The organism is Arthrobacter sp. HMWF013 (assembly GCF_003061105.1).
Taxonomy (GTDB): domain Bacteria; phylum Actinomycetota; class Actinomycetes; order Actinomycetales; family Micrococcaceae; genus Arthrobacter.
Map to the genome: position 1 here is coordinate 1 of NZ_QAIQ01000121.1, position 13,062 is coordinate 13,062.

The 13,062-nt window shown below is 66.0% G+C and carries 15 protein-coding genes; 7 read left to right on the plus strand and 8 right to left on the minus strand.

All coding sequences use genetic code 11. The annotated features are described in order from the left end of the window. The 3 genes from DBR22_RS05480 to DBR22_RS05490 form a co-directional block, all read left to right on the plus strand. The coding region (locus DBR22_RS05480; RefSeq protein ID WP_146187400.1) for a polysaccharide deacetylase family protein at positions 1-333 on the plus strand (333 nt) is incomplete at its 5' end. Positions 334-464: 131 nt separating this feature from the next. Continuing rightward, on the plus strand, positions 465-731 hold the full coding sequence (locus DBR22_RS05485; protein WP_108598147.1) for a helix-turn-helix transcriptional regulator: 267 nt from the start codon (positions 465-467) through the stop codon (positions 729-731). Beyond that, complete coding sequence (locus DBR22_RS05490) at positions 728-1,987, plus strand: type II toxin-antitoxin system HipA family toxin (RefSeq protein WP_108598148.1); 1,260 nt, start codon at positions 728-730, stop codon at positions 1,985-1,987. Before DBR22_RS05485 ends, DBR22_RS05490 begins: the two co-directional genes overlap by 4 nt. A 58-nt stretch (positions 1,988-2,045) precedes the next feature. Here DBR22_RS05490 and DBR22_RS05495 read toward each other — a convergent pair whose 3' ends face one another. Both DBR22_RS05495 and DBR22_RS05500 read right to left on the minus strand, forming a co-directional pair. Beyond that, on the minus strand, positions 2,046-2,699 hold the full coding sequence (locus DBR22_RS05495; protein ID WP_108598149.1) for an SRPBCC family protein: 654 nt from the start codon (positions 2,697-2,699) through the stop codon (positions 2,046-2,048). Positions 2,700-2,790: 91 nt separating this feature from the next. After that, entirely contained in the window at positions 2,791-3,408 is a 618-nt protein-coding gene (locus tag DBR22_RS05500; RefSeq protein WP_108598150.1) for a uracil-DNA glycosylase, read from the minus strand. 127 nt (positions 3,409-3,535) lie between these two features. On the opposite strand from DBR22_RS05500, the gene DBR22_RS05505 reads away from it, so the two are divergent. Then, entirely contained in the window at positions 3,536-4,063 is a 528-nt protein-coding gene (locus DBR22_RS05505; RefSeq protein WP_108598160.1) for a hypothetical protein, read from the plus strand. Here the strand turns inward: DBR22_RS05505 and DBR22_RS05510 are convergent. The 6 genes from DBR22_RS05510 to DBR22_RS05535 all read right to left on the minus strand — a co-directional run bounded on the left by DBR22_RS05510 (position 4,060) and on the right by DBR22_RS05535 (position 10,005). Continuing rightward, the gene (locus tag DBR22_RS05510; RefSeq protein ID WP_108598151.1) at positions 4,060-5,523 is read right to left on the minus strand and encodes an amidohydrolase; all 1,464 of its coding nucleotides are present in this window, start codon (positions 5,521-5,523) and stop codon (positions 4,060-4,062) included. The genes DBR22_RS05505 and DBR22_RS05510 overlap by 4 nt on opposite strands. Beyond that, positions 5,520-5,903 (minus strand): RNA-binding S4 domain-containing protein, encoded by a 384-nt coding sequence (locus DBR22_RS05515; RefSeq protein ID WP_108598152.1) that lies wholly within the window; start codon positions 5,901-5,903, stop codon positions 5,520-5,522. The genes DBR22_RS05510 and DBR22_RS05515 overlap by 4 nt, the downstream gene beginning before the upstream one ends. A 73-nt stretch (positions 5,904-5,976) precedes the next feature. Further along, the gene (locus DBR22_RS05520; protein ID WP_108598153.1) at positions 5,977-6,636 is read right to left on the minus strand and encodes a GntR family transcriptional regulator; all 660 of its coding nucleotides are present in this window, start codon (positions 6,634-6,636) and stop codon (positions 5,977-5,979) included. 128 nt (positions 6,637-6,764) lie between these two features. Further along, positions 6,765-7,757 carry a transketolase family protein gene (locus DBR22_RS05525; RefSeq protein WP_108598154.1) on the minus strand — a complete coding sequence of 331 codons (993 nt, stop codon included), beginning with the start codon at positions 7,755-7,757 and terminating at the stop codon, positions 6,765-6,767. Then, the gene (locus DBR22_RS05530) at positions 7,754-8,668 is read right to left on the minus strand and encodes a transketolase (RefSeq protein ID WP_108598155.1); all 915 of its coding nucleotides are present in this window, start codon (positions 8,666-8,668) and stop codon (positions 7,754-7,756) included. Before DBR22_RS05530 ends, DBR22_RS05525 begins: the two co-directional genes overlap by 4 nt. After that, complete coding sequence (locus DBR22_RS05535) at positions 8,668-10,005, minus strand: MFS transporter (RefSeq protein WP_108598156.1); 1,338 nt, start codon at positions 10,003-10,005, stop codon at positions 8,668-8,670. Before DBR22_RS05535 ends, DBR22_RS05530 begins: the two co-directional genes overlap by 1 nt. A 189-nt stretch (positions 10,006-10,194) precedes the next feature. Between DBR22_RS05535 and DBR22_RS05540 the strand changes: the two genes are divergently transcribed. From DBR22_RS05540 to DBR22_RS05550, 3 genes are all read left to right on the plus strand, one after another. Further along, positions 10,195-11,019 carry a sugar phosphate isomerase/epimerase family protein gene (locus DBR22_RS05540; RefSeq protein ID WP_108598157.1) on the plus strand — a complete coding sequence of 275 codons (825 nt, stop codon included), beginning with the start codon at positions 10,195-10,197 and terminating at the stop codon, positions 11,017-11,019. Positions 11,020-11,055: 36 nt separating this feature from the next. Then, positions 11,056-11,829 carry an SDR family NAD(P)-dependent oxidoreductase gene (locus tag DBR22_RS05545; RefSeq protein WP_108598158.1) on the plus strand — a complete coding sequence of 258 codons (774 nt, stop codon included), beginning with the start codon at positions 11,056-11,058 and terminating at the stop codon, positions 11,827-11,829. A gap of 43 nt (positions 11,830-11,872) precedes the next feature. Beyond that, positions 11,873-13,062 (plus strand): dihydroxyacetone kinase family protein (locus DBR22_RS05550; RefSeq protein WP_108598159.1); only part of this gene is annotated, 1,190 nt, incomplete at its 3' end.

The window sequence follows — 13,062 nt, forward strand, 5'->3', positions numbered from 1 at the left end:
ATCCTGGCCGCAGGCGCAGACCCGAGGCCGTTCTTCCGCTTTCCGTTCGGTGAGCGCGATGCCCGCACCATCGCCGCGGTGAACAACCTCGGTTACGTACCTGTGCGGTGGACCGTGGACACGCTCGGCTGGAAGGGGACCAGCGGCAGCATCAGCGCGCAGATCGTGGCGGACCGGGTGCTGGCTGCGCTGCGTCCGGGCGAGATCGTCCTGATGCACATCGGCTCTAACCCCGACGACGGCTCCACCCTCGACGCGGACGCCCTCCCGCAGATCATCGAACGCGTCCGCGCTGCCGGGTACAGCTTCGTGACGCTGGACAGCCTGCTGTAGTGCCGTTTGAGGCGAAATTGAAAGTTGCAGAATCGGTACGATCGTTCCGTTATGTCGGTGTTCAGGATCAATGGATCGGCGTAGTCTGGTGACAGGCAACAGAACGGCACGATCGTACCTATTGGAGCGCGATGACTGAACCTTTCACAGACCTGGTGGCCGCGGAGGTCCGCGCCCGCCGCGCCGGGCTGGGCCTGACGCAGCAGGACCTCGCCGATATGGCCGGTGTTTCCGAGCGCTTTGTCAGGTTTGTGGAGCAGGGTAAACCGAGCGTTCAGCTGGATTCACTGACCGCCGTGCTGGAAACCCTGGGCCTCGAGCTCCGGCTCGCCACCCGGTCCAGCGAAGCTGCCAGGGCGCTCACGCGCGAAACCAGCCCCGAAGCAGCAGGGCCATGAAACACCGCGTCGCTGACATCTACAAAGCAGGCGTGCCCGCCGCGCGGCTGGAACGGCACGACGGCGGGACCAGGTTCAGCTACCTGCCGGCCTATCTCGCGTCCGGGGGACCCGCCGTCGCCAGTTCCCTTCCCCTGACCACTGAGCCGGTCCTTTCCGCGGCGGGGGCGGCGCCGCCCTATTTCACCGGACTGCTGCCCGAAGGCCGCCGGCTCAATGCTCTCAGGCGATCCATCAAGACCAGCGCCGACGACGACCTCTCCCTCCTCATCGCCGCCGGCGGAAACCCGGTGGGCGACGTCCAGATCGTGGGGCACGGCGAACCGCTGGACCCTGACGAGCATGCGGTCGAGGTGGACACCAAACTGCCGGTGGACTTCGACCAGCTGCTGGGGGATCCGGACCTGATCGATCCCGTGGCGCTCGCCGGGGTGCAGGACAAGCTGTCCGCCGGGATGATCTCGCTCCCCGTAGCCAGCGCCGGCAGACGGTTCATCCTCAAGCTCAATGCGCCGGAATTTCCGCATGTGGTGGAGAACGAGCTGGTGATGTTCCGGTACGCGGCCAAACTGCGGATTCCGCTGAGCAGGGTCGAACTGATCCGGGATGTCGCGGGCCGGCCCGGCCTTTTGGTGGAGCGCTTCGACCGGGTTCCGGTTCCCGGCGGACAGTCCCACGAGATTCAGCGGCTCGCCGTCGAAGACGGGGCGCAGGTCCTGAAGCTGTATCCGGCGGACAAGTACAACGTGGGCTTCGGGACGGTGTGCCACGCCCTCGCTGACTACTGCGCCGCACCCCTGCCGGCCCTGCGCAACCTCGCCATCCAGGGAGCGTTTGCGTGGCTGAGCGGCAACGGGGACCTGCACGCGAAGAACGTTTCCATGGTCCAGCAGCCGCACGGCGAGTGGACCATCGCGCCGGTGTACGACATCCCCTCCACGGTGGTCTACGGGGACAAGACCCTGGCGCTGACGCTTAACGGCAAACGGAGCGGCATTTCGCGGCGCCATTTCCTTGGCTGGGCCAAGGAGCTGGGCCTTACCGAGCGCACGGCGGTCCAGGTTCTGGACGTGGCCCTGAAGGCGTCAGGTCCGCTGATCGCGGATCTCGAGGCGGGCACCGCGTTCGCCGGCGTCAATGGCGGCGGCAAGAACGTCCCCGGCAAGAACGACGACGGCGACTCGCCGTTCCCGGACATGGTCACCAGGGCATGGGTCAAGGAGCTCAAGCACCGCCGTCGCTTGCTGGAAGGCTGACCCCCGGCGGTGACGGACGTGCTCCGTTCAGCGCCGCCGTCGTGCGGGAAATATCTGTTTAGTTCGAGCCGCTGGTGGGCGGCGGCAGTATGTAGCCTTCGTCCCGGTGCCGGGCCTTGCGTTCGGCCGCGCTGTAGTTCTCGCCTTCGGCCGTTTCGTCCGACTCGCCCTCGAAATCGACCAGGCCGTTGGTCTGGTCGAATGGGTGCGCGAACCTGCTGGTCCCCGCAGCTTTTCCCGAGGGTGTTCCGGCTTCAGCGCCGGGGACCGATTTCCGCCAGGCTCCGGTGGCGTGCCCCTCGTGTTCGATGAACTCCTTGAACTTCTTCAGGTCGTGCTCGGCCTGCCGGGCCACCACGTGGAGCAGGTCGCCGACCTTTTCCACGATTCCTTCGGGCTGGTATTCCAGAGTGAGTGACAGCTGCGTTTTGTTTCCGCCGTCATCCTTGAAGTCCACCGCCCCCGAGTTCGTGGCGCCTTCGGTGGACGTCCACGCCACCCTGCTGTCCGGGATCTGCTCGACGATCCTGGCTTCCCATTGCCTGCGGACCCCGGCAATGTGGGCAACCCACTTCAGCCGGTCAGCGCTGAGTTGCGTCACGCTTTCCACGCCGCCCATGAAATGCGGAAAGTCCTCGAACTGGGTCCATTGGTTGTAGGCGGTGCCGACCGGCACGTCTACGACAATCCGTTTCGTTACCTTCGTGCTCACAGCGTCTCCTTCGACTGGAACCGAATCTGATGCGAAGTCCAACGTCATCAGTAGGCTCAACATAGCGCCGTCGGAGGCCAGGGGCCAGAGCCTAAAGGTGCTGGATGCCCGCCCGCTGCATGGCGTCCTTGTAGACATCCACGCTCTTGGCCAGGAGGTCCTCCTGCTTGGCTTCGGAAACAGCAAAGGCCCGCCCGCCGAGCGCGCTGGCCTTGTAGATCTTGATGCCGCTGTTCTTCAGCGAAGAATGGTAGGTCTTCTCGAAGAGGGTAAGGAACGTGGAGGCGTCTGTGCCGTGGGCGATAACTGCCGATACTCGCCGGTTGATCTTGAGGAACTGCCGGAAGGGGCGCAGGCCGTCGGTCTTTTCCTGGACGTTAAGCGCGGAGGGAAGATCGGGGTCCCGCACCCACGGGTAGGCGTTCCACGGCATCACGTAGCGGGGGTCAAGCTCGGCCAGTTCGTAGATCTGCGTGGCGCGGCGGGCGGCTTCGTCGTCATTGAAGTGCGAGACGAAACCGGACTCGGTGCCCTTGCCCGGGCTGACATGGAGGCTGACGATCCGGCATTCGTCCTCGTCGTGCACGGGGTCGATGTACGGGACGACGGACCCTGGCTTCTTTTCCATCAGTTCATCGCAGAGCTGCGTCACCGCCGCGATGTTTGGTTCCTGTAGCAGGGCCTTTTTTTCGTCCCAGTCAATCGTCACGATCTCTCCCTCAGCAGCAAGGCGTCCAGAATCAGGCGTCTTGTTCCACTCTACGCTTTTGGGCGTGGGGGTGCGCAGGGTGATTTCGCTCCTCCGGGTTGGCGCCCCGCGGGGTAACGTCTTCTGGATGGACAGGAAAACGCTCAAAGCGGATGGGTTTGCCGGCTTCAGGACCCTCGGCAGCCTGGAGATCATGAGGGTGCCGCAGGGGACCGGATTGTTCGCGGTGATGCGGCCGAATGAGTACGAGCCGCATTTCCTGAAGAAAAGCACCGCCGGCATCTTCAAAAAGAAGGATCCCAGCCTGCCCCCGGAGCCCCTCCTGGCCGAATGGGTGGACGGGGCGGACATCCTCTACATCGGCAAGGCGGGGCCGGGAAGCAAGGGAAACAGGGGCCTCCGGCGTCAGGTTCAGGAGTTCCTCGACTTCGGCAAAGGGAAACCGCCGGGCCACTGGGACGGCCGGCTCATCTGGCAGCTGACCCACACGGATGCGCTCATCGTGGCGTGGAAAGAGCTGCCTGCCGAGGAACTTAACAACGCCGAAGCGCGGTATCACGCAGAGTTCGTCGAAGCCCACGGAAAGCTGCCGTTCGCGAACCTGGTCCAGGCGCGCACGAAGGACCAGCGTCCGGAAACCGGCATCCCGGACTAGGCCAAACCGCCGTCGAACGTAAACCTGCCTGCCAGCAGCGTGGCGGCCACAGGCATGCCGGCCAGGCCGGCGTCCGGGACGCTGAGCGGATCGGCGTCGAGGACGGCAAGGTCGGCCGGATCGCCAATCCGGAGGTCGCTGCGTCCCCTGGCGGAGGCAGCCAGTGCCTGCTGCCGTGAAATGGCCTCCGCCGGATGCCAGGGCCCGCGTCCGTCGCTCCGGGCACGGGTGGTGGCCGCCGAGATGGCGGCCCACGGCTCCAGCGGTGCAACGGGAGCGTCCGAGCCGAGGGCCAGGGTTGCGCCGGAATCCAGGAGGGACCGCAGCGGAAAGGCCCGGTCGGTGCGGCCGGGCCAGTTGGACTCGGCGGCGTCGCGGTCATCCAGGGCGTGAACCGGCTGGACGCTCGCGGTGACGCCCAGCCGGCCAAACCGGCGGAGGTCCTGCGCGCGGACAAACTGGGCATGCTCGATCCGGCCACCTATGCCGGCACGTTCAAACGCGTCCAAAGCCACCTGGTTGGCGGCATCTCCGATGGCATGGACTGCCGGGACGAAGCCGGCCTCCCCCGCGCGGACCAGCAGCTTGAACAGTTCCTCTTCACTCACGGTGAGCAGGCCATGCCCGCCGTGGGGGTAAGGGTCCGCGCAGTAGGCCGTGCGGGTGTTCAGCGAACCGTCGATCAGCACCTTCAGCGGACCGGTCCGCAACAGCCCATTGCCGCCGTCGGCCTCCTGTCCCGTGCGCATTCCCGCATTGACTGCCCGGTCCAGGTCCTCCGGATAGACGCCGGCATCCACCCGGAGCGCGTTGAATCCGTTCGCGATCCGGCGCAGCCAGGGCTCACGGTTCCACGTCATTTCGAAGTCAACTATGCCCACAACACCCCGGGTTGCTGCGTCGCGCGCGGCGTCCAGGACCCACGCATCAACAACACTGTCCGGCAGCTTTCCCAGCTCGCGGGTCAGGGCGAACGCCGGTTCTTCGCGAAGCAGCCCGCTGGCATCCGGCTCCACTGCGTAACGGCGGGCCGCCGCACTGTTCAGCCAGACGCAGTGCAGGTCATGGCTGATCAGGACCGTCGGCTGGTCGCCGGTCGCGGCGTCGAGCATTTCCAAGGTGGGAACATCCGGCCAGAGCGCATCGCGGAAGCCCACACCAACGGTGGTGAGGGAAGGGTCCGCAGCAGATGCATGGAAACGCACGACGGCGGCCGCCGCGCCCGCGGAGGCGGCCCCCGAGAGGTCGAGCCTGTTGGTGTGCAGGGCCCATTGGGTCATGTGCACGTGCTCGTCCCAGAGTCCGGGAATGATATAGCGTCCATCCAGATTCACTACCCGGACGCCTGCCGGCAACTCTCCACCGGTGCTGATCCCGGCCACGGCGCCGTCGCGCAGGTGCAGGTTGACGGGCCCGGACCCGCCCGGCTGCCGTGCTCCCGCCAAAACGAGTTCGGTCACGCCGGGCCCTTGAGCCGTTCCATCTCGCGGCGGTCCTTTTTGGTGGGCCGCCCCGCGCCGCGGTCCCGCTGGGGGAGGCCCAGCGCCGGTGCCACTGGCCGCGGCGGTGTGTGGTCAGTGAAACAGTGCGATGCGGCTTCGGCGCCCACTCGTTTGGCGATCAGGCGGCGGACTTCAAGGGTGCGTTCAAAGCCGGACATCCGGATGGTGACCGTATCGCCGGTAACCAGGGTGGCCGACGCCTTGGCCGGGCAGCCGTTCAGGCGCACATGTCCCGCCCGGCAGGAGGCTGTGGCCAGGGAGCGGGTCTTGTAGGCGCGGATGGCCCACAACCAGGCGTCGATGCGGACGCTGGCGGGGGAGGACGGGAGGATGGTCATGGCTGGCAACGAGTATACGGCGTGGCTGCCCTGGCGAAAGGACAGCGCAGGGAAGCCGACGGCGGTGCAGGCGTTACGCCACGAGGTTCGCGGCGGCAGTGTCCATGTGCTCGCGGATGGTGTTCCGGGCCAGGGAGGCATCGCCGGTTTCGATCGCATCGACAATCTCGTTGTGCCGGTCCACGCTCATGTTCTTGATGCCCCTTTCCTGTCCCGCGAACATGATGGACATCCGGATGGACCCCTCAAGCGATTCCCAGGAGTGCAGCAGGGTTTCATTTCCGGTCAGCCGGCACAAGGTCCGATGGAATTCCAGGTCCGACTCCACGCGCTCCTGCATGCTGCCGTTCTCGGCCGCAGTCATCGCATCAATGGCCGCGCGCAGCTTGCTGCCCACGAGCTGCCGGTCCGGCAGTTCGCACAGGGTCCGCGCCGCCAGGGATTCCAGGGCTGCCCGGACGGAGAAGATGTCGCGGATTTCCTTGGCATCCAGGTGCCTGACCGATAGGCGGCCGCGCGGTCCGGCGGACAGGAGCCCCTCCTGCTCCAGCTGGCGGAGGGCTTCGCGGAGCGTGCCCCGGCTGATTTGGAGCATTTCCGAGAGCTCGGTTTCCACCAGGTGTCTGCCCGGCTCCAGTTCGCCGCTCGTGATGGCCGCACGAAGAGCGGCGAGGGCCTGCTCGCGAAGGCTTTTCTTCTGCAGTCCCAGCAGCGGTGCTGTTGCTCCGGCCATCGTGGTTACTTCCTCAATGTCAGTGGTCGACTGTTTACAGTGGCGCGTTAACTGTTGATGCTACGCCAGAAGCGCGGAGCCCGGTGGTGATGGCTCCGCGCTTCCGGAAGAAGCTTCTGTGGGGCGGCCTACTTCAGCTCGGACAGGACCTTCGCCACGATCTTCTGCACGGTGAGCCCGTAGCGGTCGTGCAGGGTGGGCAGCGCCCCGGCATCAAGGAACGCGTCCGGCAGCGCCACCGGCACCACCCGCCTGCCAATACCCGCGGTGACGACGGCGGAGGCCACCGTTTCGAACAGGCCACCGGTCACGCTGTGGTTCTCCAGGGTCACGGCCAGGCGGTCGGTATTGATCTCGGCCAGGACCGTGGCGGCGTCGAAGGGTTTGATGGTGGGGGTGTGCACGACCGCGACATCCACGTTGTGCTCCGCCAGTGCCTTTGCGGCCTGCAGGGCGCGCATGGTCATCAGGCCTGAGGAAACAAACACAACGTCGTTCCCGCCGCGCAGGACCTTCGCCTTGCCGAGTTCGAAGGTGTAGCCGTATTCGTCCAGCACGGTGGGGACGTTGCCGCGGAGCAGGCGCAGGTACGTGGGTCCTTCGCTGGCTGCCAGCTGCGGGACGGCCTGCTCGATGTCGGTCGAGTCGCACGGGTCCACGATGGTGAGGTTGGGCATGCCGCGGAAGATGGCCATGTCCTCGGTGGCCTGGTGGCTGGGCCCGTAACCGGTGGTCAGGCCCGGAAGCCCGCCCACAATATTCACGTTCAGGTTCGGTTCGGCGGCGTCCAGGCAGAGGAAATCGTAGGCCCGCCGGGCGGCGAAGACCGAGTAGGTGGACGCGAACGGCACGAGCCCGGTCTCGGCCAGGCCGGCCGCGGCGCCGAACAGGAGCTGCTCGGCCATGCCCATCTGGAAGAACCGTTCCGGGAAGGCCTGGGCAAAGATGTGCATGTCGGTGTACTTGCCCAGGTCCGCGGTCAGGCCAACGATCTTGTCGTTTTCCTGAGCGGCTTTGACCAGCGCATGCCCGAACGGTGCCGGGGCTGTCTTCTGGCCGGGATCGGCGAAGGACGCGATCATGGCCGAGGTCTTCAGTTTGGGTGCGGCAACGGCGCTCATCGGACTGCCTTTCGTTCGAATCCTGCGGTCAGCTGTTCGCGGCAGGTCTGCCACTCGTGTTCCTCGATGCGCATGAAGTGCGCCTTCTCCCGTTCCTCCAGCAGCGGCACTCCACGGCCCACCTTCGTGTCACACAGGATCACCGAGGGGGCTCCGACGGCGGCGGCCTGGGCGGCTGCGTTGTCGAACGCTGCGAGCAGCGCGCCGACGTCGTTCCCGTTTACGCGCTGGGTGTACCAGCCGAATGCTTCCCACTTCTCGGTCACGGGTTCGGTGCGGAGCACGGTATCGGTTTTTCCGTCGGCCTGGAGGGCGTTGATGTCCACCATGGCTGTCAGGTTTCCCAGCTGGTGGTGGTGCCCGCCCATGGCGGCCTCCCAGGTGGAGCCTTCGTCCAGTTCGCCGTCGGAGAGGAAGTTGTAGACCCTCGCTCCGGAGCCCTGGTAACGCAGGCCCAGGGCCATGCCGATGGCGATCGGGAGGCCGTGGCCCAGGGACCCGCCGGAGATTTCCATGCCGGGGGTGTAGGTGGACATGCCTGACATCGGCAGCCGTGAATCGTCCGAGCCGTAGGTCTCAAGCTCAGAGACAGGGATGGTGCCGGCTTCGGCCAGGGCTGCGTAGTGGCCGATCGCGTAGTGCCCGGTGGAGAGCAGGAACCGGTCACGTGCTTCCCAGTGCGGATCCTCGGGGCGGAAACGGAGCTGGTCGGCGTAAACGACTGCCATCATGTCCGCGGCTCCCAGGGCCTGGCCCACGTAGCCCTGGCCCTGCACCTCGCCCATGTTCAGGGCGTGGTGGCGGATCCGGTAGGCGGCCGCGGATACCCTTTCGAGCCGTTCTGCCGGAGTTTCCGTGGTGCTCCCTTTCCGGAGGGGTGTGGCCGTATGCACTTCGTGAGTGGTGGTCATCAGACGTTCACCGACTGGGGGGTGCTTTTGGTGGCCTCATCGGCGAGCTGGCGCTCGCGCTTGCCCCAGGTTTCGCGGGTGACGAGGGCGGCCCAGAGTCCGATCGCGGCGTACAGGCTGAAGAGGAGCGCAGGGCCCATCCAGCCGAGTGCTACGAACAGCAGGGTGGTGACGAAGGGGGTGAACCCGGAGACCATGGCCGAGATCTGGTAGGCCAGCGACGCTCCGGAGGAGCGGGTCTTGGCCTGGAACAGTTCGGGGAACCAGGGGCCCTGCGCACCGGCGAGGGAGTTCTGGCACACGGCGTAGGAGATCACGATCGTGGCGATGACGAAGATGAACATGCCGGTGTTGACCATGAGGAACATGGGGATGCCGAACAGGAGGGCGAAGGCCGTGGACCAGATATAGAGCGGGCGCCGCCCGATCCTGTCCGTGAGGCGGGCCCAGGCCATGGTGGCGAAGATGCCGATGAACGAGGCGATGCACAATGCCACGAGGGTCTGGGTCTTGTCAGCGAGCTGCTGGGTGTGCAGGTAGGAAATCATGTAGGTGATGGACACGGCGTAGCCGGCGGTCTCGGCGATGCGCAGGCCGATGCCGCGCACGATGCTGCGCCAGTCGGTCCTGATGACCTCCATGATGGGGTTCTTCACAATGGAGCCGCTTTCCTTGACCTCGTCAAAGACCGGGGACTCGGGGACCTTGGAGCGGATGATCAGGCCAACGGCCACCAGCACGATGCTGGCCAGGAACGGGACGCGCCAGGCGAGTTCGCCGCCGAGGTTCACGCTGACCAGGAACACGAGGTTCGCCAGGAGCAGGCCTACCGGGAACCCGGCCTGGACGATGCCGGTGTACTTGCCCTTGGACTTCCACGGTGCGTGCTCGTAACTCATGAGGATGGCGCCGCCCCATTCAGCGCCGAAGGCCAGGCCCTGGACAACACGGACAAAGACCAGCAGCGCCGGAGCGAGCAGGCCCACCTGCTCGTAGGTGGGAAGCAGGCCGATCAGGAACGTGGCCACACCCATCAGGATCAGGGAGGCTACCAGGACGGGCTTGCGGCCCACCTTGTCGCCCAGGTGCCCGCCGATGATGCCGCCGATGGGGCGGGCGGCGAAGCCGACGCCGAGGGTGGCGAACGCTGCCAGCGTTCCGGTGACGGGATCGCCGGTGGGGAAGAAGGCGGTTCCGAAGTACAGTGCAGCGGCGGTGCCGAAGCCAATAAAGTCGTACGTCTCAATGACGGCGCCAACACCGGAGCCGATCGCGACGCGCTTGGCGTCCTTGGTGCCATGCACGTGGCCGCGCATTTTCAGAGCCTCGTTGCTCATGTGATTCCTTTCGAAAAGCGTGATGCTCTCGCACCACCACTGTCGACTGTTAACAACTGATGCGTCAAGTGTGACCTGCATCATGATCCAATGTCAACAGTCAACTTTAACAGTTGACTGTTGACAGTCACCACCGATAGTGTGGTCTGCATCACCACCCGCAACGCATGAACCAGAGGATCAACGACGATGTTCAACTCCCGGCTCGGCTGCTCGTCCATCAGCTTCCGCCATCAGGACCTGGCGACTGCCCTGCGCACCATCGCCGGACTTGGCTTCGACGAAATCGATCTGGGCGCGTTGCCGGGAGTGTGTGACCACGTCCCTTATGAACTGACCCTGGACGCTGTTGCCGCCGTTGCTGCGGAAGTTGCCGCATCCGGGCTGCGGGTCCGTTCAGTCAACGGGGACATCGGGGATCTCAATGCAGTGCTCGACGGCGGCCAGCAGGCCGCCCGCGAGCGGCACCTGGAAGCCCTGCTCACCCTGACGGCCGCAACCGGCGCCAGGGCGCTTGTCCTGCCGTGCGGCGCCTTGGGCCACGAACCGGTCCAGAACCTGGAAGCCGATCTCGACCTCATCGCGGCCCAGCTCACCCACGCCGGACAGCGGGCCGCCGGATTCGGCGTCGAACTCTGGACCGAATCGCTGCACTTCCTGCGGTTCTGCTGGAACCTGGAACGAGCCGAACTGCTGGCGCAGCGGCTGGCCGGATCCGGCGTCGGGATCGTCATGGACTTCAGCCACATCGTGGCTGCCGGGGAGGACCCTCTGGAGTACCTCAAGCGGCACGAGGGAAGGATTTCCCACGTCCACCTCCGGGACGCCGTGCCGGGGAACATCAACCTCAGCATCGGGAACGGCAACGCGGACTTCGCCGCGGGACTGAACGCCCTTGCGGCGGGCGGCTATACCGGCCACTTCTCCCTCGAACTCGAAACCCGCGACGTCACCCACGATGAACGCCCCGCCGCCGCCGCCAAAGCGGCCAGCTTCATCACCGACCTCATCTGAATCACCCAGCTACACCAACCAATTACAAGGAGCATCATGACCACCATCCAGCGCACTGCCGTCCTCACCGGAGCAACCTCGGACCGCGGCATCGGCATCACCACCGCACGCCGCTACGCGAACCAGGGCTGGGCGGTGGTGATCCTGGACCTCGACGCCGAGAAGTCCGCCAAGGTAGCCGCCGAGATCGGCAATGAGTTCAACGTCCCGGCATTCGGCTACGAGGTCGACGTCGCCAACGAAGGTTCCGTCAACGCCGCTTACGCAGCCGTCAAGGCCGAAATCACTGCCGGCAACCTTCCGCCGGTGGGAGCCCTTGCGAATATTGCCGGGATCACCTCGCCGGTGCCGTTCCTGGAAACCACCCTTGAGCTCTGGCACAAGGTGATGGACGTTAACGCCACGGGTACTTACCTGGTCACCAAGGCGTTCCTGCCGGACATGATCGAAAACGGCTGGGGCCGGATCGTCAACATGTCCTCCGTCTCGGCCCAGCGCGGCGGCGGCGTCTTCGGCAAGGTCCCCTACTCCGCAGCAAAGGCGGCAATCCTCGGCCTGACCAAGGCACTGGCCCGCGAAATCGGTGCCACCGGCGTCACCGTCAACGCCATCACCCCGGGCGCCGTGGACACCAACATCCGCGTGGGCAGCACCGAGGAACAGGAAGCCGCCATCAACGCCGGCATCCCCCTGGGCCGCAACGCCACCACCGAGGAAATCGCCGCCGTCATCACCTTCCTGTCCTCCGAGGAGTCGGCCTACCTCACGGGCACCACCATCGACATCAACGGCGGCAGCCACATCCACTAGCAGCGCTCCACCTGCAGACGTAGACCCCATCAGAGAGCCCACCATGACCAAGATTTTCAACGATCCCGCCGAATTCGCGGACGAAGCCCTGGCCGGATTTTGCGATATCCACTCCGGCCTGGTGCGCCAGGTCCCCGGCGGCGCCGTTCGCCGCCACCGTCCGGCCCGGCCGAAAGTGGCGGTCCTCGCCGGCGGCGGATCCGGGCACTACCCGGCCTTTGCCGGCCTGATCGGCAGCGGACTGGCCGACGGCGCCGTGGTGGGCAACATCTTCACCTCACCCTCAGCGCAACAGGCCTACGCTGTGGCCAAGGCTGCGGAGTCAGGCGCCGGCGTGGTGTTCACCTATGGCAACTATGCCGGGGACGTGCTGAACTTCGGGATGGCCAGCGAGCGGCTTGCCGCCGAGGGCATCGGGGTTGAAAACGTCCTGGTCACTGATGACATCGCCAGTGCGCCGCCGTCGGAAGCTGAGACGCGCCGCGGGATAGCCGGTGACTTTACCGTCTTCAAGATCATGGGTGCCGCCGCCGAAGCCGGCGCGGACCTGGCCGATGTGGTGCGCCTGGGCCGGAAGGCCAACAGCCTGACCCGGACCATCGGCAGCGCGTTCCATGGCTGCACGTTTCCCGGCGCCGACGCCCCGCTGTTCACTCTCTCTGACGGGCAGATGGGGCTCGGTTTGGGAATCCACGGCGAGCCGGGCCTCTTCGACACGGACCTGCCGTCCGCCAAGGAACTCGGCCAGGAATTTGTGTCCCGGATCCTCGCCGAAACCCCGCCCGATGCCGGAGACCGCCTCGCGGTGATCCTGAACGGGCTCGGTTCCACCAAGCACGAGGAACTCTTCGTCCTCTGGCTGACAGTGGCCCCGCTCCTGCGCGACGCCGGCTACACCCTGGTCCTGCCGGAAGTGGGGGAGCTGGTCACCAGCCTGGACATGTCCGGTGTTTCGCTGACCGTCACGTGGCTGGATGACGAGCTGGAGCCGCTCTGGGCGGCGCCGGCCGAAACGCCCGCCTACCGACGCGGTGTTGCCGCAGCCCAGACGGGTGACCGCAGCAATGACACGGCCGATGTCGACGCCACCGAGACAGCGTATGACGCCGACCGCGGCTCCCGGAGCTATGCGGTCCAGTGCGTGGCGGCCCTCGAGGCCACCCGCCAATCCCTGCGCGACGCCGAGGGGTGGCTCGGCGACCTGGACGCCGTGGCCGGCGACGGTGACCACGG

Coding starts and splice junctions, on each gene's coding strand:
- DBR22_RS05485 (WP_108598147.1), top strand. CDS start 465: ATGACTGAACCTTTCACAGACCTGGTGGCCGCGGAGGTCCGCGCCCGC.
- DBR22_RS05490 (WP_108598148.1), top strand. CDS start 728: ATGAAACACCGCGTCGCTGACATCTACAAAGCAGGCGTGCCCGCCGCG.
- DBR22_RS05505 (WP_108598160.1), top strand. CDS start 3,536: ATGGACAGGAAAACGCTCAAAGCGGATGGGTTTGCCGGCTTCAGGACC.
- DBR22_RS05515 (WP_108598152.1), bottom strand. CDS start 5,903: ATGACCATCCTCCCGTCCTCCCCCGCCAGCGTCCGCATCGACGCCTGG.
- DBR22_RS05520 (WP_108598153.1), bottom strand. CDS start 6,636: ATGGCCGGAGCAACAGCACCGCTGCTGGGACTGCAGAAGAAAAGCCTT.
- DBR22_RS05525 (WP_108598154.1), bottom strand. CDS start 7,757: ATGAGCGCCGTTGCCGCACCCAAACTGAAGACCTCGGCCATGATCGCG.
- DBR22_RS05530 (WP_108598155.1), bottom strand. CDS start 8,668: ATGACCACCACTCACGAAGTGCATACGGCCACACCCCTCCGGAAAGGG.
- DBR22_RS05535 (WP_108598156.1), bottom strand. CDS start 10,005: ATGAGCAACGAGGCTCTGAAAATGCGCGGCCACGTGCATGGCACCAAG.
- DBR22_RS05540 (WP_108598157.1), top strand. CDS start 10,195: ATGTTCAACTCCCGGCTCGGCTGCTCGTCCATCAGCTTCCGCCATCAG.
- DBR22_RS05545 (WP_108598158.1), top strand. CDS start 11,056: ATGACCACCATCCAGCGCACTGCCGTCCTCACCGGAGCAACCTCGGAC.